The organism is Streptomyces sp. S063 (assembly GCF_002832675.1).
GTDB classification, from domain to species: Bacteria; Actinomycetota; Actinomycetes; order Streptomycetales; family Streptomycetaceae; genus Streptomyces; species Streptomyces sindenensis.
The window spans coordinates 5,664,434-5,687,194 of the sequence record NZ_CP021707.1 but is presented as its reverse complement, the minus strand read 5'-3'; the positions used below and the strand labels follow the sequence as shown (position 1 = coordinate 5,687,194).

General features: G+C 70.9%; 24 protein-coding genes and 5 tRNA genes. 6 read left to right on the top strand and 23 right to left on the bottom strand.

Features of this window, described 5'->3' with window-relative positions; all coding sequences use genetic code 11:
* Window positions 1–2: 2 nt before the first annotated feature.
* The 6 genes from CCZ36_RS26310 to CCZ36_RS26285 all read right to left on the bottom strand — a co-directional run bounded on the left by CCZ36_RS26310 (window position 3) and on the right by CCZ36_RS26285 (window position 7,310).
* A complete protein-coding gene (locus CCZ36_RS26310; protein ID WP_032789164.1) occupies window positions 3–674 on the bottom strand; it encodes a YceD family protein in 672 nt (223 codons plus the stop codon).
* A 159-nt stretch (window positions 675–833) separates the two neighbouring features.
* Window positions 834–1,949 carry an ATP synthase F0 subunit B gene (locus CCZ36_RS26305; RefSeq protein ID WP_069740142.1) on the bottom strand — a complete coding sequence of 372 codons (1,116 nt, stop codon included), beginning with the start codon at window positions 1,947–1,949 and terminating at the stop codon, window positions 834–836.
* A 116-nt stretch (window positions 1,950–2,065) separates the two neighbouring features.
* Window positions 2,066–2,545 (bottom strand): pantetheine-phosphate adenylyltransferase, encoded by a 480-nt coding sequence (gene coaD / locus CCZ36_RS26300; RefSeq protein ID WP_050358612.1) that lies wholly within the window; start codon window positions 2,543–2,545, stop codon window positions 2,066–2,068.
* Window positions 2,546–2,571: 26 nt separating this feature from the next.
* Complete coding sequence (rsmD, locus tag CCZ36_RS26295) at window positions 2,572–3,156, bottom strand: 16S rRNA (guanine(966)-N(2))-methyltransferase RsmD (RefSeq protein WP_069740141.1); 585 nt, start codon at window positions 3,154–3,156, stop codon at window positions 2,572–2,574.
* A 139-nt stretch (window positions 3,157–3,295) separates the two neighbouring features.
* A complete protein-coding gene (gene recG, locus CCZ36_RS26290) occupies window positions 3,296–5,518 on the bottom strand; it encodes an ATP-dependent DNA helicase RecG (protein WP_176735318.1) in 2,223 nt (740 codons plus the stop codon).
* A 49-nt stretch (window positions 5,519–5,567) separates the two neighbouring features.
* Window positions 5,568–7,310: a DAK2 domain-containing protein gene (locus CCZ36_RS26285; protein WP_128818696.1), complete on the bottom strand. Its 1,743-nt coding sequence runs from the start codon at window positions 7,308–7,310 to the stop codon at window positions 5,568–5,570.
* Between the two features lie 256 nt (window positions 7,311–7,566).
* Between CCZ36_RS26285 and rpmB the strand changes: the two genes are divergently transcribed.
* Entirely contained in the window at window positions 7,567–7,752 is a 186-nt protein-coding gene (gene rpmB / locus CCZ36_RS26280; RefSeq protein ID WP_006127872.1) for a 50S ribosomal protein L28, read from the top strand.
* Between the two features lie 120 nt (window positions 7,753–7,872).
* On the opposite strand, the gene thiD is transcribed toward rpmB, so the two are convergent.
* Window positions 7,873–8,682 carry a bifunctional hydroxymethylpyrimidine kinase/phosphomethylpyrimidine kinase gene (gene thiD / locus CCZ36_RS26275; protein ID WP_128818695.1) on the bottom strand — a complete coding sequence of 270 codons (810 nt, stop codon included), beginning with the start codon at window positions 8,680–8,682 and terminating at the stop codon, window positions 7,873–7,875.
* A 17-nt stretch (window positions 8,683–8,699) separates the two neighbouring features.
* A complete protein-coding gene (locus tag CCZ36_RS26270; RefSeq protein WP_069740138.1) occupies window positions 8,700–9,680 on the bottom strand; it encodes a thiamine-phosphate kinase in 981 nt (326 codons plus the stop codon).
* A gap of 219 nt (window positions 9,681–9,899) precedes the next feature.
* Here CCZ36_RS26270 and CCZ36_RS26265 point away from each other — a divergent pair, with 219 nt between their 5' ends.
* Window positions 9,900–10,133, top strand: coding sequence for an Lrp/AsnC family transcriptional regulator (locus CCZ36_RS26265; RefSeq protein ID WP_006127869.1), 234 nt, complete (start codon window positions 9,900–9,902; stop codon window positions 10,131–10,133).
* 20 nt (window positions 10,134–10,153) lie between these two features.
* Complete coding sequence (locus CCZ36_RS26260) at window positions 10,154–10,642, top strand: DUF3515 domain-containing protein (RefSeq protein WP_069740137.1); 489 nt, start codon at window positions 10,154–10,156, stop codon at window positions 10,640–10,642.
* A gap of 18 nt (window positions 10,643–10,660) precedes the next feature.
* Here the strand turns inward: CCZ36_RS26260 and CCZ36_RS26255 are convergent, their stop codons facing one another.
* From CCZ36_RS26255 to CCZ36_RS26245, 3 genes are read right to left on the bottom strand one after another with little or no spacing between them, the layout of a single operon-like run.
* On the bottom strand, window positions 10,661–11,836 hold the full coding sequence (locus CCZ36_RS26255) for a D-alanine--D-alanine ligase family protein (RefSeq protein ID WP_128818694.1): 1,176 nt from the start codon (window positions 11,834–11,836) through the stop codon (window positions 10,661–10,663).
* 34 nt (window positions 11,837–11,870) lie between these two features.
* Complete coding sequence (locus CCZ36_RS26250; protein ID WP_069740135.1) at window positions 11,871–12,881, bottom strand: NAD(P)H-dependent glycerol-3-phosphate dehydrogenase; 1,011 nt, start codon at window positions 12,879–12,881, stop codon at window positions 11,871–11,873.
* The gene (locus CCZ36_RS26245; protein WP_128818693.1) at window positions 12,878–13,630 is read right to left on the bottom strand and encodes a lysophospholipid acyltransferase family protein; all 753 of its coding nucleotides are present in this window, start codon (window positions 13,628–13,630) and stop codon (window positions 12,878–12,880) included. Before CCZ36_RS26245 ends, CCZ36_RS26250 begins: the two co-directional genes overlap by 4 nt.
* A gap of 147 nt (window positions 13,631–13,777) precedes the next feature.
* On the opposite strand from CCZ36_RS26245, the gene cofC reads away from it, so the two are divergent.
* Window positions 13,778–14,464 (top strand): 2-phospho-L-lactate guanylyltransferase, encoded by a 687-nt coding sequence (gene cofC / locus CCZ36_RS26240; RefSeq protein ID WP_128818692.1) that lies wholly within the window; start codon window positions 13,778–13,780, stop codon window positions 14,462–14,464.
* 10 nt (window positions 14,465–14,474) lie between these two features.
* Window positions 14,475–14,678 (top strand): hypothetical protein, encoded by a 204-nt coding sequence (locus CCZ36_RS26235; protein WP_010062008.1) that lies wholly within the window; start codon window positions 14,475–14,477, stop codon window positions 14,676–14,678.
* Window positions 14,679–14,784: 106 nt separating this feature from the next.
* On the opposite strand, the gene CCZ36_RS26230 is transcribed toward CCZ36_RS26235, so the two are convergent.
* The 4 genes from CCZ36_RS26230 to leuC all read right to left on the bottom strand — a co-directional run bounded on the left by CCZ36_RS26230 (window position 14,785) and on the right by leuC (window position 17,936).
* A complete protein-coding gene (locus CCZ36_RS26230) occupies window positions 14,785–15,438 on the bottom strand; it encodes an HU family DNA-binding protein (protein WP_069740132.1) in 654 nt (217 codons plus the stop codon).
* 142 nt (window positions 15,439–15,580) lie between these two features.
* Entirely contained in the window at window positions 15,581–15,808 is a 228-nt protein-coding gene (locus CCZ36_RS26225; RefSeq protein ID WP_069740131.1) for a hypothetical protein, read from the bottom strand.
* 104 nt (window positions 15,809–15,912) lie between these two features.
* On the bottom strand, window positions 15,913–16,506 hold the full coding sequence (gene leuD / locus CCZ36_RS26220; protein WP_069740130.1) for a 3-isopropylmalate dehydratase small subunit: 594 nt from the start codon (window positions 16,504–16,506) through the stop codon (window positions 15,913–15,915).
* 2 nt (window positions 16,507–16,508) lie between these two features.
* Complete coding sequence (gene leuC / locus CCZ36_RS26215) at window positions 16,509–17,936, bottom strand: 3-isopropylmalate dehydratase large subunit (protein ID WP_128818691.1); 1,428 nt, start codon at window positions 17,934–17,936, stop codon at window positions 16,509–16,511.
* A gap of 174 nt (window positions 17,937–18,110) precedes the next feature.
* Here leuC and ndgR point away from each other — a divergent pair, with 174 nt between their 5' ends.
* Window positions 18,111–18,827, top strand: a complete 717-nt coding sequence (gene ndgR, locus CCZ36_RS26210; protein WP_006127859.1) for an IclR family transcriptional regulator NdgR — start codon at window positions 18,111–18,113, stop codon at window positions 18,825–18,827.
* A gap of 199 nt (window positions 18,828–19,026) precedes the next feature.
* Here the strand turns inward: ndgR and CCZ36_RS26205 are convergent.
* The 8 genes from CCZ36_RS26205 to CCZ36_RS26170 form a co-directional block, all read right to left on the bottom strand.
* Window positions 19,027–19,099, bottom strand: a tRNA-Glu gene (locus CCZ36_RS26205).
* 20 nt (window positions 19,100–19,119) lie between these two features.
* Window positions 19,120–19,191 (bottom strand) — tRNA-Gln (locus CCZ36_RS26200).
* Between the two features lie 12 nt (window positions 19,192–19,203).
* Window positions 19,204–19,276, bottom strand: a tRNA-Glu gene (locus tag CCZ36_RS26195).
* Between the two features lie 62 nt (window positions 19,277–19,338).
* Window positions 19,339–19,411, bottom strand: a tRNA-Glu gene (locus CCZ36_RS26190).
* A 27-nt stretch (window positions 19,412–19,438) separates the two neighbouring features.
* Window positions 19,439–19,510, bottom strand: a tRNA-Gln gene (locus CCZ36_RS26185).
* Window positions 19,511–19,597: 87 nt separating this feature from the next.
* Entirely contained in the window at window positions 19,598–20,317 is a 720-nt protein-coding gene (locus tag CCZ36_RS26180) for an HAD family hydrolase (RefSeq protein WP_128818690.1), read from the bottom strand.
* 97 nt (window positions 20,318–20,414) lie between these two features.
* On the bottom strand, window positions 20,415–21,890 hold the full coding sequence (gene gltX / locus CCZ36_RS26175; protein WP_128818689.1) for a glutamate--tRNA ligase: 1,476 nt from the start codon (window positions 21,888–21,890) through the stop codon (window positions 20,415–20,417).
* Window positions 21,883–22,668 carry a fumarylacetoacetate hydrolase family protein gene (locus tag CCZ36_RS26170; protein ID WP_006127854.1) on the bottom strand — a complete coding sequence of 262 codons (786 nt, stop codon included), beginning with the start codon at window positions 22,666–22,668 and terminating at the stop codon, window positions 21,883–21,885. The genes gltX and CCZ36_RS26170 overlap by 8 nt, the downstream gene beginning before the upstream one ends.
* Between the last annotated feature and the right edge of the window lie 93 nt (window positions 22,669–22,761).

Sequence of the window (22,761 nt, the reverse complement as noted above, 5' to 3'; positions counted from 1 at the left end):
GGCTACTTCTCCTGCTTCTCGTCGACGCCCGGTTCGGCGCCGCCCATGTTGTCCTTCTCGCCGTCCTGAACGGTCTCGGCGAGTCCTTGCAGTGCCGCCCAACGGATGTCGACGGCGTCGTGGTGGTGACCCGGATTCTCGTCCAGCCTGATTCCGCATTCGGAACACAGACCGGCGCAGTCCTCCGAGCACACCGGCTGCATGGGCAGTGCGAGCACTACCGCGTCACGCAGCATGGGTTCGAGGTCGAACAAGCCGTCCTCGAGAAAGAACCTGTCCTCGTCGTCCTCGGCGTCGTCGGCCGGTTCCGCCGCACTGCTGCGGCCCCGGTCATCGGCGTCAGGGTACGAGAACATTTCCTGGAAGTCCGCGTCGACCTCTACGGTCAGCGGCTCCAGACACCTTACGCACTCCCCCTCGGCGGTCGCACGGGCGGTGCCTGTGACAAGCACCCCTTCCATGACCGATTCGAGGCGGAGGTCCAGCTCCACGGGTGCGCCTTCCGGCACGCCGATGACGCCGTCGATGCCCAGGACCGGTGAACCGGGTGCTTCCACCGAGCGGGACAGCCGCTTCATGGCACCGGGACGCCGACCCAGCTCGTGCGTATCGAACACGAGAGGGTTGCGGTGGTCGAGGTGGCCGTTCAGGGCTTTTCCTGCTTTCGAAATCATGGGTGTCGTCCTGCGAAGGAGGGGCCGTCTACGGTCCGGAGCCACATGGTCCCGATTCGTAGACGAAACGGGCAGCCGGGATCGCGGACCTATGTGCGACCGAGGATTCAGGATACTGGACGGACCGCTCAGCACCCAATCGGGTCAGCCCCGTCGGGGTCAGCGACCCTGCTCGTACCGGCGCAGCTGCTCCAGGTCGATCATGCTGGTGTCGAAGAGGCTGGTCTCGTCCAGCGCGCCACCGCCCTGCTGGTCGAGCGCCTGCCCTTGCCCCTGCGCGTGCTGCTGCCCCTGCTGCTGCCAGCCGTAGTCGGGCTGGCCGGTGGGCTGGGGCGGGTAGCCGTTGGGGTCGTAGCCGCCCTGCTGCTGGTACGCCGCGTACGGATCGGGCTGCTGCTGGTAGCCGTACGCGTCCTGCATGCCCTGTTGGACCGGCTGCTCCTGGTAGCCGTACGCCGCCTGCGCGTAGCTCGGCTCGGCCGGCGGCTGCGTCGGGTAGGCGGGCTGGGGCGGCTGGGGCGCCTGCTGCGGTTCGGGGGTGGCCAGGTCGGCGAGACCGGCCAGATAGTCGGCGTCGCTGGTGTGGCCCTGGCCGCCGGCGGCGTCCTGGGCGGCGATGTGCGCGCCGAGGTCGTCGGTCGCGACCCGGCCGTGCAGCTTCTGGCGACCGCGGCCGACGGCCTCCAGGGTCTTGGCGAGGACGGCCTCGAAGGCGCCGAACTTGGCGTCCACGTACGCGTCGGCCCGCTGCTTGAGCGTCTCCGGGTCGGCGCTGCGCTCGGGGGCCTCCGTGAAGTCGGGGTCCTCGTAGCCCTGCTCGTCCAGGCCCTGGCCGCGACCGAGGAGCTTCTCGCGGCCCCGGTCCACCGAGCCGATGGTCTTGGTGAGGACGACCTCGAAGTTGGCGAGCTTGCTGTCGACGTAGTCGTCGGCCTCGGCCCGGACCTCCTCGGCCTCGCGGCGGGCCTCGGAGAGGATCCGGTCGGCCTCGCTCTGCGACTGCCGGGCGATCTCGGTCTCGGAGATCAGCGACGCGCGCTGGGCGTGGGCCGACTCGATGATCCGCTCGGCCTCCTGGCGGGCCTGCTCGGCGAACTGCTCCTGGCCGCCGATCAGCTCCTGGGCCTGGGCGAGGGAGCCGGGCAGGGCCTGGCGCACCTCTTCGAGCATGGCGAGCAGCTCTGCGCGGTTGACCACGCACGAGGCCGACATGGGCATGGATCGGGCGCTCCCGACCGCTTCGACGATCTCGTCGAGCTTCTTCTGCACGTCCACCGTGTGCTCGCCACTCTCTGCTGCTCTGTTGAAGCTGCTGCTCCGTTGGAGACGGACGGGACGACTGTAAGGCCAGTCGGCCGCCGCCCGACACCTGGTGACGGCCCGTCAGCGCCTCAGCGCTCGCCGAGCCGCTCCACGAGCGCCTCGTGGACGGTCGGCGGCAGCAGGTGCGAGACGTCGCCGCCCCAGGTCGCCACCTCCTTGACCAGCGAGGACGACAGGAAGCTGTACGTCGGGTTGGTCGGTACGAAGAGCGTCTCGACACCGGAGAGGCCGTTGTTCATCTGGGCCATCTGCAGCTCGTAGTCGAAGTCGCTGACGGCCCGCAGGCCCTTCACGATCGCCGGGATCTCCCGCTGCTTGCAGAAGTCGACCAGCAGGCCGTGGAAGGACTCCACCTCGACGTTGCCGAAGTCGGCGGTGACCTCGCGGATCAGCTCGATCCGCTCGTCCACGGTGAACAGCCCCTTCTTGGACTGGTTGATCATCACCGCCACGTGCACCACGTCGTACAGCTTCGAGGCTCGGCCAATGATGTCGAGATGTCCGTTGGTGATGGGGTCGAACGACCCCGGACAGACGGCGCGGCGCACTGTGATTCCCTCGCTCTCCGGTCCGGTCATCGTGCGTCTTCGCACGTAGCGGCGGCGCGACCGTACCAAAGCGTTCCCTCGCCGTAGCGACGGGAGCGCAGTGGCTCGAATCCGGCGGGCCAGCCGAATTCTCCGCCCCGGGTGCTGCGTTCCACGGTGACGAGCGCATCCTCCGCGAGCCACCCCTGAGCACGGAGTGTGAGCAGGATCTCGCGAAGATCGTCGTCGGTGACGGCGTACGGCGGATCGAGGAAGACGATGTCGTACGGGTCGGCGGGCGCCGTTCCTGTCACGATCTGTTCGGCTTTGCCGGTACGGACGTCGGCGCCCGGGAGACCGAGGGTGCGGACGTTGTCGCGGACGGTGCGGACGGCCTTCGGGTCGGCCTCCACGAGCAGGGCGTGGACCGCGCCGCGGGAGAGCGCTTCGAGGCCGACGGCGCCGGAGCCGGCGTACAGATCGGCGACCCGGGTCCCTTCCAGAGTGCCGAGAAGCGCCTGCCAGGTGGAGAAGAGGCCCTCGCGCGCACGGTCGGAGGTGGGGCGGGTGCCGGTGCCGGGCGGGACGGCCAGGCGGCGTCCGCCGGCCGAGCCGGCGATCACGCGGGTCATGGGTGTCGGGTCCTCGGGGTCGGGGGAGTCCATCGGGCGCGCGCGTACGGGCGCGGGCCGTGCGTCCACGATATGGCGTACGGCCGACACCGGCAGGACGGCCCCGGGTACGCGTGCCCCGGCAGGACGGTCCCGGGGCTCACCCCTTGTCGAGATACTCCTCGCGCTCCTTGTCCAGGAGGGCGGCCAGCACCGTGCGCAGCTCCGGCAGGTGCTCCAGCTCCGGGTCGGCGGCGACGATCGCCACGGCCTCCTCACGGGCGGCGGCGATGACCTCCTCGTCGTCGATGACGGTGAGCATCCGCAGCGAGGAGCGCACCCCGGACTGGGCCTGGCCCAGCACATCGCCCTCGCGGCGCTGCTCCAGGTCGATCCGGGAGAGCTCGAAGCCGTCGAGGGTGGCCGCGACGGCGGAGAGGCGGGCGCGGGCGGGGCTCGCCTCGTGGGCCTCGCTGACCAGCAGACAGAGTCCGGGGGCGGAGCCCCGGCCGACGCGGCCGCGGAGCTGGTGGAGCTGGGAGACGCCGAAGCGGTCGGCGTCCATGATCACCATGGCGGTGGCGTTGGGGACGTTGACGCCGACCTCGATGACGGTGGTCGCGACCAGGACGTCGACGTCCCCGGCGGCGAACCGGCGCATGACGTCGTCCTTCTCGTCAGGGTGCATGCGGCCGTGCAGCACCTCGACGGTGAGCCCGGCGAGCGGCCCCTTGCGCAGCTCGTCGGCGATCTCCAGGACGGCGAGCGGCGGGCGCTTGTCGCCGTCCTCCTCGGGGGCCGCCTTCTTGGCCTTCGCCTTCTTGCCGCCCTTGCCCTCGGCCTCCTCCGCGTCGTCGCCGATGCGGGGGCAGACCACATACGCCTGGTGGCCGTTCTCGACCTCCTCGCGGACGCGTTCCCAGGCGCGGGCGAGGAAGTGGGGCTTGTCCTTGGCGGGGACGACATGGCTGGCGATCGGGGAGCGGCCGGCCGGGAGCTGGTCCAGGACGGAGGTCTCCAGGTCGCCGAAGACCGTCATCGCGACCGTACGGGGAATGGGGGTGGCGGTCATGACGAGGAGGTGGGGCGGCTGCTTCCCCTTCGACCGGAGCGCGTCGCGCTGTTCCACGCCGAAGCGGTGCTGTTCGTCCACGACGACCAGGCCCAGATCGTGGAACTGGACCTTGTCCTCGATGAGGGCGTGGGTGCCGATGACGATGCCGGCCTCGCCGGTGACCAGGTCGAGCAGGGCCTGACGGCGGGCGGCCGTGCCCATGGAGCCGGTGAGCAGGACCACCTTGGTGCCCTGCTCCGAGCCGCCCAGCATGCCGCCCTCGGCCAGCTCGCCCAGCATCTCGGTGATCGAGCGGTGGTGCTGCTGGGCGAGGACCTCGGTGGGGGCGAGCATCGCGGCCTGGCCGCCCGCGTCGACCACGGCGAGCATGGCGCGCAGGGCCACCATGGTCTTGCCCGACCCCACCTCCCCCTGGAGAAGACGGTGCATCGGGTGCTCGGTGGCGAGGTCGTCGAAGATCTCCTTGCTGACCTTCTCCTGGCCCTCGGTGAGGGTGAAGGGCAGCTTGGCGTCGAACGCGTCCAGCAGGCCGTCCGCGACGGGGCGGCGGGCGGCGGCGGGGAGCTGGGTGTCGGCGTACCGGCGGCGGGCCAGGGCGACCTGGAGGACGAACGCCTCGTCCCATTTGAGGCGGGCCTTGGCGTCCTCGATGTCCGCCTTGGTCTGCGGGCGGTGCACCTTGAGCAGGGCCTCGGGCAGCGGGGTGAAGCCGCGCCCCTCGCGCAGGGAGGCGGGCAGCGGGTCCACCGCGTCCCGGGCGCTGGGCAGGACGGCGTCCACGGCCTTGGCGATCCGCCAGGAGTCGAGCTGCTTGCACGCGGGATAGATCGGCAGCAGCCGTCCGGCGAAGGCGTCCACGGCCTCGGTGGCCTCGTCGGCGTCGGAGACGTCGAGCAGTTGGTAGGTGGGGTGGGCCAGCTGCATCTTGCGGTTGAAGACGGACACCTTGCCCGCGAACATCGCCTGGCGGCCCGGCAGCAGCTCCTTGTGCGGCTTGTGGACGCCGTGGCCGAAGAAGACCAGCTGGAGGCGGCCGCTGCCGTCGGTGAGGGTGACCTCCAGGCGTTTGCCCCGGCCGTTGTTGAACATCAGGATCCGGGCGTCGGCGACCTGGGCGACGACCGTGACGTGCTCGTCCAGCGGGAGGTCGGCCAGCGCGGTCAGCTTGCCGCGCTCCTCGTACCGGCGCGGGTAGTGGTGCAGCAGGTCCCCGACCGTGTGCAGGTCGAGGTGTTCGGCCATCACCTTCGCGGTGGCTCCGCCGAGCAGCTTCTTCAGAGGTTCATCGAACGAGGACACGCGGTCCATTGCACACCACGGCACTGACAGCTGTCCGCCGGGCGCGGCGGCGGATCCGCTACTCGACGCCGATGAGCAGCGGTGCGCGCTGGTGGCCGCCCCGGTAGACCACGGTGTCCACGGCGAGGTGGCCCTCGCGTACGTGTTCCTCCAGGGCGTCCGCGAGCGTGTCCGGGACGTCCTCGCCGAGGACGAGGGTGACGAGTTCGCCGCCCGCCGCCAGCATCCGGTCGAGCACGGTGCGGGCGGTGCCGGGGACGTCGGCGCCGATCACGGCGACGTCGCCGTCGATCAATCCGAGGATGTCCCCGGCCTGGCAGATGCCCGCCATGGTCCACGACTGGCGCTCGGCGACGGCCAGTTCGGCGTAGCGGGTGGCACCTGCGGCGGCGGTCATGGCGACCACGTCCTCGTCGAAGCCCCGGTCCGGCTCGTGGACGGCGAGGGCGGCGATGCCCTGGACGGCGGCGCGGGTGGGGACGAGGGCGACCCGGACCCCCTCGGTCCTGGCCTGTTCGGCGGCGGCGGCCGCCGTGTGGCGCAGGGCCGCGTCGTTGGGCAGCAGGACCACCTCGCGGGCGTGGGCCCGGCGGATGGCGTCGACCAGTTCGCCGCTGGCGGGCGGTTCGCCGGGGCGGGCGATCACGGTGGTGGCGCCGGCCTCGGTGCAGAGCCCGGCCAGGCCGTCGCCGGGGACCACGACGACGACGGCGCGCCGTGCGGGTTCGGCCTGGACGCGGACGTCGTGGCCGCTCTCCGTGGCGAAGTGGGTGATCCGGATCCGGTACGGCCGCCCGGCCTCGACGCCCGCCTCCACGGCCGCCCCGGCGTCGTCGACATGGACGTGGACGTGCCAGAGCCCGTCACCGCCGACGACGACCAGGGAGTCGCCGAGCGCGTCGAGCCGGGTGCGCAGCCGGGCCACCTGCTCGTCCCGTGCCTCCAGGAGGTAGATCACCTCGAACGCGGGCCCGGCACCACCGTCCTCGGGGCAGTCGAGCGGCCCGTCCACCGGAGCGCCCGCGGGAGGGCCCCCCTCCCCGACGGCCTCCGTGACGCCCTCCACCGGAGTGCCGCCCACCGGCAGCCCCACGACGGACCCCCCGTCCACGGTCACGGGCGCCTTGGCGGCGTTCCCGGAAGCGGTACGCGGTCCCCGTGCGGGAGCCTGCCCGGTCACCGTCTCCACCAGCGCGCCCAGTACCGCCACCAGACCCCGGCCCCCGGCGTCGACCACGCCGGCCCGGCCGAGGACCGCGAGCTGCTCGGGGGTGCGCGCGAGGGCGGCGCGCGCCCCCTCGTAGGCGGCGGTGACGACGGTGCGCAGGTCGGGGTCCTCGCCCCGGGCGGCCTCGGCGGCCTCGGCGGCGACGGTGAGCACGGTGCCCTCGACGGGGTGGGCGACGGCCTGCCGGGCCGCGTCGGCGGCGCTCGTCAGGGCGAGGCGCAGATGAGCCGCGTCGCCGCCGTCGGCCAGCACCCCGGCCATGCCGCGCAGCAGCTGGGCCAGGATCGTGCCGGAGTTCCCGCGGGCTCCGATCAGGGCGCCGTGCGCCATGGCGCGTACGGCGTCGGCGGTGGCGGGTGCGGTGGTGCCGGTCTCATGGGCGGCGAAGACCGCTTCGACGGCCGCCGTGGCGGACTCGAGCGTCAGATAGAGGTTGGTGCCGGTGTCCCCGTCGGCGATGGGATAGACGTTGATCGCGTCGATCTCCGCGCGCTCCCGGCCCAGCGCCTCCAGGGCCAGCGAGCACCACGTGCGTACCGCGACGGCGTCCAGGTCGTCGGGGAGCTGTGGCACCGATGGTCCTCCTTGAGCGGCCGTGGCGACGGGCTGCACCGCAGGTTAGCCCGCCCGCGGGGGTCCCGGCAGGGACAGGGGGCGGGAGGGCGGGCGGCCGAGCCGTGGTAGTTTCGTATCTCCGAAGCAGGCGTTGTATGCTGCTCCGGTTGCCCGATGAGAGTCGGGACATTCCCCCGGTACCGCCACTTCAGTCCAACTGATTCCGGCGCGCCGGAATTCACTGTAAGTGCACCTGAAGTCTTTGGAGTGACCCGTGGCTGCCAACTGCGACGTTTGCGGCAAGGGGCCGAGCTTCGGCAACAGCGTTTCGTTCTCGCACCGCCGTACGTCTCGTCGCTGGAATCCCAACATCCAGCGCGTGCGTGCCGTGGTCGGTCGGACGCCGAAGCGGCTCAACGTCTGCACCTCGTGCATCAAGGCCGGCAAGGTCGCGCGCTGACGTCCCCGTCGTAGCGCAGCCTTCCGGTTGCCCAAAAAGCCGGTCCACCTCGGTGGACCGGCTTTTTGCTGTGCTCGGGGGCCGGTGTGCTCCGGGGCCGGTGCGTCCGGAGGCCGGTCGTCAGCCGGCCGGGCGGGTCAGCCAGCCGTGGTCGACCGGGCCGATACCGGCGCCGAGCGGGAACCCGGCCTCGATCGCGCCGGTGACGTACGTCTTCGCGCCCTGGACCGCCGCGGGTACGTCCACCCCCAGCGCGAGCCCGGAGGCGATGGCGGAGGCCAGCGTGCAGCCGGTGCCGTGGGTGTGGCGGTTGTCGTGCCGGGGGGCGCGCAGCCAGTGCTCCGCGCTCCCGTCGGTGAGCAGGTCCACCGCCTCCCCGGGCAGATGGCCGCCCTTGATCACGACCCAGCGCGGTCCGAAGCCGAGGATCTCCTCGGCGGCCCGGCGCATCCCGCTCTCGTCCGTGACGCGGACGCCGGTGAGCTGGGCCACTTCGTCGAGGTTCGGGGTGGCGACGGTGGCGACGGGGAGCAACTCGGTCCGTACGGAGTCGAGGGCCTCGGCGGCGAGCAGCGCGTCCCCGTGCTTGGAGACACCGACCGGGTCGACGACGACAGGGGCGTCGGTTCCGGCGAGGAGTTCCGCGACGGTCTCCACGAGGGCGGCGGAGGCGAGCATGCCGGTCTTCACGGCCTGGACGCCGATGTCGTCGACGACGCTGCGGTACTGGGCGCGTACGGCGTCCACCGGAAGCTCCCACGCGCCCTGGACGCCGAGGGAGTTCTGCGCGGTGACGGCGGTGAGCACGCTCATGCCGTGCACGCCGAGGGCGAGCATCGTCTTGAGATCGGCCTGGATCCCCGCACCGCCGCCGGAGTCGGATCCGGCGACGGTGAGCACACGGGGCGGTACAGCGGTACGTATGGGCATACGCAGCAATCTAACGGTCACCGGGGCGGGTGGGCGTCCTCGATGGAACCGAAGTGGTCCCAGCCGCCCTTGCTGGTCCAGGGGGCGCCGTCGACGGTGACCTGGGGCAGGGCGGAGGGGTTGAGGACCTCGCCGATCACCTTCCAGCGGGCGGGGAGCTTCGCGTCGGGCGGGAAGGTCGCCACGATCGCGTGGTCCTCTCCCCCGGTCAGCACCCACTGGAGCGGGTCGACGCCGACGGCCTGGCCGATGTCGGACATCTGGGAGGGGATGTCGATGAGCCCGGAGCGCAGGTCGATCCGGCATTTGCTGGCCTCCGCGATATGCCCGAGATCGGCGACGAGGCCGTCGCTGACGTCGGTCATCGCGGTGGCGCCGAGCCCGGCGGCCGCGGGACCCGCGTGGTACGGCGGCTCGGGGCGGCGGTGGGCCTCGACGAAGGCGCGGGGCGAGCGGAAGCCCCGGGAGAGCACCGCGTAACCGGCCGCCGACCAGCCGAGCCAGCCGGTGACCGCGACGACGTCGCCGGGGCGTGCGCCGGCGCGGGTGACCGGTTCGTGGTTGCGCAGGTCGCCGAGCGCGGTGATGGCGACGGTGATCGTGTCGCCGCCCACCACATCTCCGCCGACCACGGCCGCGCCCGCCACCTGGCATTCGTCGCGCAGGCCGTCCATCAGTTCGGCGGCCCAGGTGACGGGGAGGTCGGCGGGGACGACCAGGCCGAGAAGCAGCGCGGTGGGCACGGCGCCCATCGCCGCGATGTCGGCGAGGTTCTGGGCGGCTGCCTTGCGGCCGACGTCGTACGCCGTCGACCAGTCACGGCGGAAGTGCCGCCCTTCCAGCAGGATGTCCGTACTGGCCACGACCCTGCGGTCGGGGGCGGCCACGACCGCGGCGTCGTCGCCGGGTCCCAGCCGTACCGCCGGAGTGGTGGTGAGCCGGGACGTGAGCTCTCTGATGAGCCCGAACTCCCCCAACTCGCCCACGGTTCCCTTCACCGAGTCTCACCTCTCCTTTATCGCCCCGGACACCCGTCCGGGCCCCCGGTCGCGAGCCGTCTGTGCTGTCGGTACCGTCAAGAGATACGTCAACTTCTGCGCCCCGTACGCCACGCTGTGGGCGGCATCCGGCCCGTAGGTCTCCCCGCGGCCCGCGGCAACGCGATAACGTGGCGTCCCTTTCCCCCACATGATCCTCGTGGCCGCCCTGGAGGTTCCGTGGTACAGGCGTACATCCTCATCCAGACCGAGGTGGGCAAGGCGTCGATCGTCGCCGAGACCATCTCCAAGATTCCGGGAGTCATCCAGGCAGAGGACGTCACCGGTCCGTACGACGTGATCGTGCGGGCCCAGGCGGACACGGTCGACGAGCTCGGCCGCATGGTGGTCGCCAAGGTGCAGCAGGTGGACGGCATCACACGGACCCTGACCTGCCCGGTCGTCCACCTCTGACCCCCGTCTAGGCTGGGCCGGTGACGTCATCCGCCCGCCGTTCCCCGCGCTCGATATTCCTCGGTCCGTCCGCTGCCGTGCTCGTGCTGGCCGCGGCGGGCTGTTCCCTCAGCGACGCCCAGCCGTCGGTCCCGGTTCCCTCGCCGGCCGCGGAGGCCGCCGCGTACTGCGAGGCCCTGCACGAGGAACTGCCGGAGAAGATCCTCGATCTGGAACGCAGTGACCCCTCCCCGGATTCGGAGCTGACCGCCGGCTGGGGGGACGGGGCGATCGTACTGCGCTGCGGGGTCCCCCGGCCCGTGAAGATGGACGACCCGCAGTCCGAGGGCGTCGAGGCGGACGGGGTGCAGTGGATGCTGGAGGAGCCCGAGGGCTCCGGTCCGCGGTTCACCACCACGTACCGCAAGGCGTACGTCGAGGTCACGCTGGATTCGACGTACGCCCACGACATCACGCCGCTGGCCTCGTTCGCCGGTCCCGTCTCGAAGACGGTCCCCGGGAAATTCTGAGTCCCGCCCCCGGCTTCGTCAGCGCAGTCCGGTGGAGCGGGTCAACGCGGCCTGGATCAGCCGGTCGACCAGTTCCGGGTAGCTCACGCCGGTCTCCTGCCACATGCGCGGGTACATGGAGATCGGGGTGAAGCCCGGCAGCGTGTTGATCTCGTTGATGACGAAGGTGCCGTCCTCGGTGAGGAAGAAGTCGGCGCGCACCAGGCCCTCGCAGGAGACCGCGTCGAAGGCGGCGACGGCGAGCCGCTGCACCTCGGCGGTCTGCTCCTCGGTGAGCGGCGCCGGCACCAGGCCCGTGGCCGAGTCGATGTACTTGGCCTCGAAGTCGTAGAAGTCGTGCGCGGTGACCGGCGGGATCTCGGCGGGCACGCTGGCGCGCGGGCCGTCCTCGAACTCCAGCACCCCGCACTCGATCTCCCGGCCGCGCAGCAGCGACTCGACGAGGAACTTCGGGTCGTGGCGGCGGGCCTCCTCGATCGCCGCGTCGAGGCCTTCGATGCCGTCGACCTTGGTGATGCCCATCGAGGAGCCGCCGCGGGCGGGCTTGATGAACAGCGGCCAGCCGTGCTCGCCGGCGAAGTCCACGATCCGCTTGCGGGCGGCGGCGGGGTCGTTGTCCCACTCGCGGGGCCGGACGACCTCGTACGGTCCGACGGGCAGCCCGAAGGAGATGAAGACGCGCTTCATGTACTCCTTGTCCTGGCCGACGGCGGAGGCGAGCACTCCCGCACCGACGTAGGGCACACCGGAGAGTTCGAGAAGGCCCTGGAGGGTGCCGTCCTCGCCGTACGGGCCGTGCAGCACGGGGAAGACGACGTCGACCTCGCCCAGCGCCTTGGGCACCGCGCCGGGCTCCGTGTACACGACCTCGCGGCTGCCCGGGTCCACGGAGAGCACGACGCTGCCCTCGGCGGCCCCGGTGAGCAGGTCCACGTCGGGTACCTGGCGGTCGGTGATGGCCATGCGTTCGGGCTCGTCGGCGGTGAGCGCCCAGCGTCCGTCCGCCGTGATGCCGATCGGCAGGACGTCGTACTTCGTCCGGTCGATGGCCTTCATGACGGCGCCGGCCGTGACGACCGAGATGCCGTGTTCGGAGCTGCGGCCGCCGAACACGACGGCCACACGCGGCTTGCGGCGCTGCTGCTCAGGGCTCTCGGCGCGCTCAGGGCTCTGGGGGAGGTTCTCGCTGCTCATATCGCGATGAGCGTACCTGCTGGTAAGAGCGGCGTCAGCGTCGCTCGGCCTTGGCGCTCCGCGACATCAGCTCCTTGACGGCGACGACCGGGGACTTGCCCTCGTGGACGATCGAGACGACGGTCTCGGTGATGGGCATGTCGACCCCGTGCCTGCGGGCCAGGTCGAGGACCGATTCGCAGGACTTGACGCCCTCGGCGGTCTGCTTGGTGACGGCGATCGTCTCCTGGAGCGTCATGCCGCGGCCGAGGTTGGTGCCGAAGGTGTGGTTCCGCGAGAGCGGCGAGGAGCAGGTGGCCACCAGGTCGCCGAGGCCGGCGAGGCCGGCGAACGTCAACGGGTCCGCGCCCATGGCCAGGCCCAGTCGGGTGGTCTCGGCGAGGCCCCGGGTGATGAGGGAGCCCTTGGTGTTGTCGCCGAGTCCCATGCCGTCCGCGATGCCGACCGCGAGGCCGATGACGTTCTTCACGGCGCCGCCGAGCTCGCAGCCGACCACGTCGGTGTTGGTGTACGGGCGGAAGTACGCGGTGTGGCAGGCGGCCTGGAGGCGCTGGGCGACGGACTCGTCGGAGCAGGCGACGACGGCCGCGGCGGGGCGGCGCTCCGCGATCTCCTTGGCCAGGTTGGGGCCCGAGACGACGGCGATGCGGTCGGCGGAGACCTTGGTGACGTCGGCGATGACCTCGCTCATCAGCTCGGCGGTGCCCAGCTCGACGCCCTTCATCAGGGAGACCAGGACGGTGTCCGGCCCCAGGTGCGGGGCCCAGTCGGCGAGGTTGGCGCGCAGCGTCTGGGAGGGCACGACGAGGAAGGCGAACTCCGCGCCCCGCAGGGCCTCGGCGGCGTCGGTGGTGGCGCGGACGGTGTCGGGGAGCGCGATGCCCGGGAGGTAGTCCGGGTTGGTGTGCGTGGTGTTGATGGCCTCGGCGACCTCGGCGCGACGGCCCCAGAGGGTGACGTCGCAGCCCGCGTCGGCGAGGATCACGGCGAAGGCCGTACCCCATGAGCCGGTTCCGAAGACGGCCGCTTTTACGGGGTGCGTCACGTGGGTCCCTTTCCCTGGGCCCTGCGCCGTTGTTCAGCACGGGCTTTGCGGTGATCGTAGAGCTCGGCGGGGGCCTTCTCGCCGCGCAGGTCCTCCAGCTGGCGGGTGACCGCCGCCATGATGGCCTCGGTCGCCTCGCGCAGCACCTCGGGCGTCGGCTCCAGGCCGTGGAAGCGGCTGAGGTCGACGGGCGGCCCGGCCTGCACCCGCAGCGTCTTGCGGGGGAACAGCCGGAGCTTGTTCTCCTTGGCGTAGGGCGGCATCACCTCGTTCGCGCCCCACTGGGCGACCGGGATGACGGGCGCCTTGGTCATCAGGGCGACCCGGGCGGCCCCGGTCTTCCCGGCCATCGGCCACATGTCGGGGTCCCGGGTGAGGGTGCCCTCGGGGTAGAAGGCGACGCACTCGCCGCGCTCGATGGCCTCCACGGCGGCCCGGAAGGCGTCCAGGGCGTTGGTGGTCTCGCGGTAGACGGGGATCTGTCCGGTGCCGCGCAGCATCATCCCGACGAACGGGGTGCGGAAGAGGCCGGCCTTCGCCAGGAACCTGGGCACCCGCCCGGTGTTGTACTGGAAATGCCCGTAGGAGAGCGGGTCCAGATAGGAGTTGTGGTTGACGACGCTGATGAATCCGCCGTCGGCCGGAACGTGCTCCATCCCCCGCCAGTCGCGCTTGAACAGAACCACCAGTGGCGGCTTGGCGATGACCGCCGCCAGGCGGTACCAGAAGCCGATTCTGCGGCGGGACACGTGGATACCTTCCTTAAGGATGTGAACCTGCGGCCCGGCTACCGACGGTCAAGTCTCGCCCCAGGGCCCTGCTCTGTCGAGAACACCGTACGCCTCAGGTCCGGCGGTGGGCCTCCGGGTTGTCGTACCGGCAGGCGAGAATAGGTCCTGACGCGTACGGAGGGGGAGATCGCCACGAACACCGATCCGGCCGGGCCCTGGTCCCTGGTCGTTCCGCTGAAGCCGCTCGCCCGGGCCAAGAGCCGCCTGGGCAGGGCGGCGGGCGAGGATGCGCGGCCGTTGCTGGCCCTGGCCTTCGCCCAGGACACGGTGGCCGCGGCGCTGGCCTGTTCCCGGGTGCGGGATGTGGTGGTCGTCACGGACGACGCCGTGGCCGCGGCGGCCCTCTCCGCGCTCGGGGCACGGATCGTGCCGGACGCCCCGGGGTCCGGGCTCAACGCGGCGCTGGCCCACGGCGCGCGCTCGGTGCGGGCCTCGCGGCCCGCCGCCGCGGTGGCCGCGCTCAACGCCGACCTGCCGGCGCTGCGCACCGATGAATTGGCGCGGGTGCTCGACTTTGCCTCCGCTTTTCCCAGGGCTTTTCTCCGGGACGCGGCGGGAATCGGGACGACATTTCTGGCCGCGGCGAGCGGTGCGGAATTCCGTCCGGCTTTCGGTGGTCCGTCCGGGGCCCGGCATCGGGCGTCGGGGGCGGTGGAAATAACGCTGTCCGGTGTCGACTCGGTGCGCCGGGACGTGGACACGGGCGAGGACCTGCGGGTCGCCCTGGCCCTGGGGGTGGGACAGCACACGGCACGGCTCGCGGCCGTGCCCGTCTTCGCCCGTGACCGATAGGCTGCCGCCCATGCAGGCGACCTCGTACACGTACGACCCCGAGACCCGTGGCGGCAGTGTGCTGCTGGACGACGGCACCCCGGTGGAGTTCGACGCCGCGGCCTTCGACGCGGGCGGCCTGTTGCTGCTGCGCCCGGGGCAGCGGGTGCGCATCGAGGGCGAGGGCGAGGGGGCGGCCCTGCGGATCACCCTGGTGACGTTGCAGACGTTCTAGACGTCGTTCGCCGGCCCGGACGCGCTCCGGACAGCCCGCGGGCCGGGCTCCCCCGGTAGGGGAGCCCGGCCCGGCGCGTTGTGAGAGGCGGGCGGATGCCCGGGGCTCACTTCTTGCGTGCGGTGGCCTTCTTGGCCGTGGTCTTGCGCGCCGTGGTCTTCTTCGCGGGCGCCTTCGTCGCCGTGGCCTTCTTGGCGGGCGCGGTCTTCTTGGCGGTGGCCGTGGCCTTCTTGGCCGGGGTGGCCTTCTTCGCGGCCGCGGACGTCTTCTTCGCCGTCGCGGTCGTCTTCTTGGCCGTGGTCTTCTTCGCGGCGGTGGTCTTCGCCGGAGTCGCCTTCTTGGCGGTGGTCTTCTTCGCCGTGGCCTTCTTGGCGGCCGACTTCTTGGCGGCGGCGGCCTTCACCGTCGTGCGGGCGGCGGAAGATCCGCCCGAGAGGCTGCCCTTGGGGGCCTTCTTGACGGCCACGTCGTTCTTGGGGAGCTTCTTCGAGCCGCTCACCAGGTCCTTGAACCCCTGGCCCGCACGGAAGCGGGGCACCGAGGTCTTCTTGACCCGGACGCGCTCACCCGTCTGCGGGTTGCGGGCGTACCGGGCGGGGCGGTCGACCTTCTCGAACGAGCCGAAGCCGGTGACCGAGACACGGTCCCCGGCGACAACGGCACGGACGATCGCGTCGAGCACCGCGTCGACGGCGTCCGCGGCCTGCTGACGGCCGCCGACCTTGTCGGCAATCGCTTCTACGAGCTGCGCCTTGTTCACGTCTTCCCCTTCGGAGACATTGCCAGAACGAAAGTGTTCAAGCTTTTTCGCACGTTAGGCAGATATATACCGCAAATCAAACACGAAACGGGCTAATCACCCTAGTGCCGCAACGAAGTCGACCGATGCGCAGTTCCACGTGTCAGTCACCTTCGGGGAATCGGCCCTCATCGAGGTCCTTCATCATCCGGTCCAGACGCCTTGCCGCGTCCGGGAGATCGTGCTTCGCCGCGGCCGTGACGACCAACAGCTTCCGGGTCAGCGCCATCCGTACGCCCTCCGGGACTTGCAGTGCACGCACCTTCGCGTGCGCTTCCTTCAGTTGGTCGGCGACTTGGCCATAGAGCTTGAGTTGGCTGTCGCGTTCCATGCACCGATTGTGCCATCTGGGGCGAGTTGTCGCCCGACGGGGTCTCAACAAGCGACTGCGCCCCCTGCCGGGAGGCAGGGGGCGCAGTCCTGGAAAAGCGCTGCTCAGGCGGCAATGGTACGCGGCTTGAAGGCGGGCCTGGACGCCTCGTACGCGGCGATGTCCGCTTCGTTCTGAAGGGTGAGGCTGATGTCGTCGAGGCCGTTCAGCAGCCGCCAGCGGGCGTTCTCGTCCAGCTCGAAGTCGGCGGTGACGCCCTCGGCACGGACCTGTCGGGCCTCCAGGTCGACGGTCACCTCGGCGGTCGGGTCGGCCTCCGTCAGCTCCCAGAGGGCATCGACGACCTTCTGCTCCAGAACCACCGTGAGCAGGCCGTTCTTCAGCGAGTTGCCCCGGAAGATGTCGGCGAAGCGGGAGGAGATGACCGCCTTGAAGCCGTAGTTCTGCAGGGCCCAGACCGCGTGTTCGCGGGAGGAGCCCGTACCGAAGTCGGGGCCGGCGACCAGGACCGAGGCGCGTGCGCGTTCGGGGCGGTTGAGGACGAAGTTCTCGTCCTTGCGCCAGGCTTCGAAGAGGCCGTCCTCGAACCCGTCGCGAGTGACCTTCTTCAGCCAGTGGGCGGGGATGATCTGGTCGGTGTCGACGTTGCTGCGGCGCAGCGGGACGACCCGGCCGGTGTGCGTGGTGAAGGCTTCCATGGCTATCGGACTCCGGCGGGGGTACGGGCGTCGGACAGGTCGGCGGGCGAGGCCAGACGGCCCAGCACCGCGGTGGCGGCGGCGACCTGGGGCGAGACCAGGTGAGTGCGGCCGCCCTTGCCCTGCCGGCCCTCGAAGTTGCGGTTCGAGGTGGAGGCGGAGCGCTCGCCGGGGGCCAGCTGGTCGGGGTTCATGCCGAGGCACATCGAGCAGCCCGCGTGCCGCCATTCGGCGCCGGCCTCGGTGAAGACCTTGTCCAGGCCCTCGGAGACGGCCTGGAGCGCGACCCGGACGGAGCCCGGGACGATCAGCATGCGTACGCCGTCGGCGACTTTGCGGCCGTCCAGGATCGCGGCGGCGTTGCGCAGGTCCTCGATGCGGCCGTTCGTGCACGAACCTACGAAGACGGTGTCGACGTTGATCTCCCGCAGCGGCTGCCCGGCGGTCAACCCCATGTATTCCAGGGCCTTTTCGGCGGCGTGGCGCTCCGAGGCGTCCTCGTACGAAGCCGGGTCGGGGACGTTGGCCGACAGCGGCGCGCCCTGGCCGGGGTTGGTGCCCCAGGTGACGAACGGGGCCAGTTCGGCGGCGTCGATGACGACCTCGGCGTCGAACACCGCGTCGTCGTCGGAGCGCAGGGTCTTCCAGTACGCGACGGCGGCGTCCCAGTCCTCGCCCTCGGGGGCGTGGTCGCGGCCCTTGAGGTAGTCGAAGGTGGTGGCGTCGGGGGCGATCATCCCGGCGCGGGCACCGGCCTCGATCGACATGTTGCAGATGGTCATCCGGGCCTCCATCGAGAGCTTCTCGATGGCGGGGCCGCGGTATTCGAGGATGTAGCCCTGTCCGCCGCCGGTACCGATCCGGGCGATGATCGCCAGGATCAGGTCCTTCGCGGTGACCTCGTCGGGCAGTTCGCCCTCGACGGTGATGGCCATGGTCTTCGGGCGGGCCAGCGGCAGCGTCTGGGTGGCGAGGACGTGCTCGACCTGGCTGGTGCCGATGCCGAACGCCAGCGCCCCGAACGCGCCGTGCGTGGAGGTGTGGGAGTCGCCGCAGACCACGGTGGTGCCGGGCTGGGTCAGCCCCAGCTGCGGGCCGACCACGTGCACGACGCCCTGCTCGACGTCGCCGAGCGGGTGCAGCCGGACGCCGAAGTCCGCGCAGTTCTTGCGCAGCGTCTCCAGCTGGGCCCGCGAGACGGGGTCCGCGATCGGCTTGTCGATGTCGAGGGTCGGGGTGTTGTGGTCCTCGGTGGCGATGGTGAGGTCGAGGCGCCGCACGGGACGTCCGGCCTGCCGCAGCCCGTCGAAGGCCTGCGGGCTGGTCACCTCGTGCAGCAGGTGCAGATCGATGAAGAGAAGGTCGGGCTCGCCCTCCGCGCGCCGGACGACGTGGTCGTCCCAGACCTTCTCCGCGAGTGTCCTACCCATCGCTTTCCCTCCGGCCGGCGTCTTCGCCGGCCCAACTAGAGATTCGGTGCGCCTCCGTCCGGACCCCCGTGCGGGGCGGTGGCTACGAGCCGTTGTGCGGCCGCCCCCACAGGTTCGCAACTTCCGCCGAAAATTGAACTTGCGTTTCACAGAGTGAGACGGGAGTATCGTCGTATGGACAACTCTAGCGGCGTCGGCGTTCTCGACAAGGCAGCTCTGGTATTGAGCGCCCTGGAGTCCGGTCCGGCCACCCTCGCCGGGCTGGTCGCGGCGACCGGGCTCGCACGGCCCACGGCCCATCGACTGGCCGTGGCACTGGAACACCACCGGATGGTGGCGAGGGATATGCAGGGCCGGTTCATTCTCGGCCCCCGGCTGTCGGAACTGGCAGCCGCGGCGGGCGAGGACCGCCTGCTGGCCACGGCCGGACCGGTGCTCACCCACCTGCGCGACATCACCGGCGAGAGCGCGCAGCTCTACCGCCGGCAGGGCGACATGCGTATCTGCGTGGCGGCGGCGGAACGGCTGTCCGGACTCCGGGACACGGTGCCGGTCGGCTCCACGCTCACGATGAAGGCGGGCTCCTCCGCCCAGATCCTGATGGCCTGGGAGGAGCCGGAGCGCCTGCACCGGGGCCTCCAGGGCGCCCGGTTCACGGCGACGGCGCTCTCCGGCGTACGGCGGCGGGGCTGGGCCCAGTCCATCGGCGAGCGGGAGCCGGGCGTCGCCTCGGTCTCCGCTCCGGTGCGCGGCCCGTCGAACCGGGTGGTCGCCGCGGTCTCGATCTCCGGGCCGATCGAGCGGCTGACCCGTCACCCGGGCCGGATGCACGCCCAGGCGGTCATCGACTCGGCGGCACGGCTGACCGAAGCCCTGCGCCGCAGCGGCTGACCCGCGCCCGCTGCTCCCCCTCGCCCTCTCCAGCAGGCCGCCCCAGCGTCGTGGCGGCCGTTTTCTTTGACCCGGCACGCGCCCATGTGACCGAGCTTCTCCGGGAGTTGGGGGGGTCGACCGCTCCCCGCCGGCACGGCCCGCGAGAGCGCGAAAGGCCCTACACCGAGGTGAAGGGCCTTTCCGTACCGCTCTGTTGTACCCCCGACCGGATTCGAACCGGCGCTACTGCCGTGAGAGGGCAGCGTGCTAGGCCGCTACACAACGGGGGCGTGGTTACTGCTGACTTGCGCTGGGCTACCAGGACTCGAACCTAGAATGACGGTACCAGAAACCGTAGTGTTGCCAATTACACCATAGCCCATGGTGAAACAAGTACCCCCGACCGGATTCGAACCGGCGCTACTGCCGTGAGAGGGCAGCGTGCTAGGCCGCTACACAACGGGGGCCCTAGCGATCCTGCATCGAGAGCGATGGTTGCGACCCATGATGTTCTCGCGGGAAGGATCTGTACCCCCGACCGGATTCGAACCGGCGCTACTGCCGTGAGAGGGCAGCGTGCTAGGCCGCTACACAACGGGGGCTTGTCCTGCTGGTCTTGCTGTACTGCGCTGGGCTACCAGGACTCGAACCTAGAATGACGGTACCAGAAACCGTAGTGTTGCCAATTACACCATAGCCCACTGAAATGCAACCCCGACGGGGGCTTCACTTCTGTCTGCGCTTCCCGGCCGGATCTTTCGGCCCGCTCGGGCGGCGCAGAAAGAACATTACCCGAAGGTGTCCGGCGCTCCAAAACGGGTATCGCCCGCCAGCAGCCCCGGCAGCTGGTCGAGCCCGGTGATCCGTACGAGATCGGTGCGTCCGCCCCTGCCCCGCCGGTCGAGCCAGATGCCGGTGAGTCCGGCGGCGACGGCACCGCTCGCGTCGATGTCCGGTTCGTCGCCCACGTACGCCACTTCGTGCGGCTCCAGCGCGAGCGCCTCGCAGGCCGCGTGGAAGGCCCCGGCCTCCGGCTTGGAGATGCCGAGCTCCACGGCGCAGACCATCGCCTCGAAGCGGTCCCGGACGCCGAGCGCGGTGAGCTTGCGGTGCTGGTGGCCGGTGCTGGAGTTGGAGAGGATCGCGTGCCGGTAGTCGGGCACCAGGCGGTCCAGGGCCGGCAGCACGTCCGGGAAGAGCGCCCAGGCGGCCTCGTAGTGGGTCACATGGCCGGCGAACCAGCCGTCGGCCTCGGCATCCGTCAGGGCCCGCGCGAGGAACTCCCGCACCCGGTCCCGGCGCTGCCCGAGGAAGTCGGTCTCCCCGGCGGCGACGCGCGCCCAGTGCCGGACGGTGATCGCCTTCCAGGCGTCGAGGGCCTCGTCGACCGATGCGTACGCCTCGGGCAGTCCCACGCCCTCCAGGTGGAGCCGCATGCCGGTGCGGTCGGCGCCCGCGTAGTCGAAGATCGTGTCGTCGATGTCCCAGAGCACGGCGCGGATCGGCATGGATCTCACGGTAGCCGTCGGCGGGCCGCGGCGGAGGGGAAAACGAGGAGGGCCGCAGCCGGTCGGCTGCGGCCCTCCTCGGAGGTGTCCGGTCCGGTTACCCGGCCAGCTTCGCCAGCGCGGCGTCCACGCGGGCCAGACTCTTCTCGCGGCCCAGGATCTCCAGGGACTCGAAGAGCGGCAGGCCGACGGTGCGGCCGGTCACGGCGACCCGGACCGGGGCCTGGGCCTTGCCGAGCTTGAGGCCGTGGGCCTCACCGGCGGTCAGGACGGCGTTCTTCAGCGACTCGGGGTCGCTCCAGTCGGCCGCCTCCAGGTTGGCGCGGGCCGTGGTGAGCAGGGCCACCGGGTCGCCCTTCATCGCCTTGGTCCAGGAGGCCTCGTCCTCCACCGGCTCGTCGAGGAAGAGGAAGTCGACGTTGTCGGTGATGTCGGAGAGCACGGTGACCCGGGTCTGGGCGTACGGGGCGATCCGGGCCCACTTCTCCGCGTCGAAGGCCTCCGGGGCCCAGGGCGCGAAGGGGGCCTTCAGCCAGGGGCCGCAGGCCTCGGTGAAGGTCTTCACGTCGAGCATGCGGATGTGCTCGGCGTTGATGTGCTCGGCCTTCTTGAGGTCGAAGCGGGCCGGGTTGGCGTTGACGTCCCCGATGTCGAACGCGGCGATCAGCTCGTCCGTCGAGAAGATGTCGCGGTCCTCGGCGATCGACCAGCCGAGCAGCGAGAGGTAGTTCAGCAGGCCCTCGGGGAGGAAGCCGCGCTCCCGGTAGAGGTTGAGGGAAGCCTGCGGGTCACGCTTGGAGAGCTTCTTGTTGCCCTCGCCCATGACGTACGGCAGGTGGCCGAAGGCGGGGGTGTCCTTGGCGATGCCCAGCTCGATGAGCGCCCGGTACAGCGCGATCTGGCGCGGGGTGGAGGAGAGCAGGTCCTCGCCGCGCAGGACGTGGGTGATCTCCATCAGGGCGTCGTCGACCGGGTTGACCAGGGTGTAGAGCGGGGCTCCGTTGGCGCGGACGATGCCGTAGTCGGGGACGTTCTCCGGCTGGACGGTGATCTCGCCGCGGACCAGGTCGGTGAAGGTGATGGCCTCGTCGGGCATCCGGAAGCGGACGATCGAGGTGCGGCCCTCGGCCTCGTACGCCGCCTTCTGCTCGGCGGTGAGGTCGCGGCAGTGGCCGTCGTAACCGGAGGGCTTCCCGGCGGCGCGGGCGGCGTCGCGGCGGGTGTCCAGCTCCTCGGTGGTGCAGTAGCAGGGGTAGGCGTACCCGGCGGCGAGGAGCTTCTCGGCGACGTCCTTGTACAGGTCCATCCGCTCCGACTGGCGGTAGGGGGCGTGCGGACCGCCGATCTCGGGGCCCTCGTCCCAGTCCAGGCCCAGCCAGCGCATCGAGTCGAGCAGCTGCCGGTAGGAGTCCTCGGAGTCGCGCGCCGCGTCGGTGTCCTCGATCCGGAAGACCAGGGTGCCCTGGTGGTGCCGGGCGAAGGCCCAGTTGAAGAGCGCCGTCCGGACCAGGCCCACGTGGGGGTTGCCGGTCGGGGAGGGACAGAAACGGACGCGTACAGGTGCGTTAGCCACGCTTGATCACCTTGTTGGTGAGAGTGCCGATGCCTTCGATGGTGACGGCGACCTCGTCGCCGACGTGCAGGGGCCCGACCCCCGCTGGGGTGCCCGTGAGGATGACGTCGCCCGGGAGGAGGGTCATGGCCTCCGTGATGTGGACGACCAGGTCCTCGATGGAGCGGACCATGTCGCTGGTGCGGCCGAGCTGTCGCTGCTCGCCGTTGACCGTCGCCTGGATGGTGAGGTCGTGGGGGTCCACGTCGGTCTCCACCCAGGGGCCCAGCGGGCAGGAGGTGTCGAAGCCCTTGGCGCGGGCCCACTGCTTCTCACGTTTCTGCACATCGCGGGCGGTGACGTCGTTGGCGCAGGTGTAGCCGAGGATGACGTCCTTCACGCGTTCACGGGGGACCTCGCGGCACATGCGGCCGATGACCACGGCCAGCTCGGCCTCGTGGTGCAGCTCTTCGGAGAAGGAGGGGTACTCGATCGCGTCGCCGGAGCCGATCACCGAGGTGGTGGGCTTGAAGAAGGTGATCGGCGCGTCGGGGACCTCGTGGCCGAGTTCGGCGGCGTGCTCCGCGTAGTTGCGGCCGATGGCCACGACCTTGTTGGGGAGCACGGGGGGCAGCAGCCGGACCTTGTTCAGCGGGACCTTGGTGCCCGAGAGCTCGAAGTCGGCGTACGGAATGCCCTTGATGATGTCGAGGACGAGGTCACCGGATTCCACGGTGCCCTGCCCTTCGACGGCGCCGAAGGCGACATTGCCGTCGATGGAGAACCTGGCGATGCGCACGGGATGCTGTCGCCCCTCACTTGCTGGCTGGCTGAAGACTGACGCTCCAGGCTAACGCCGTGAGGGGGTACAGCCTCGCGCATTGCCCGGTGG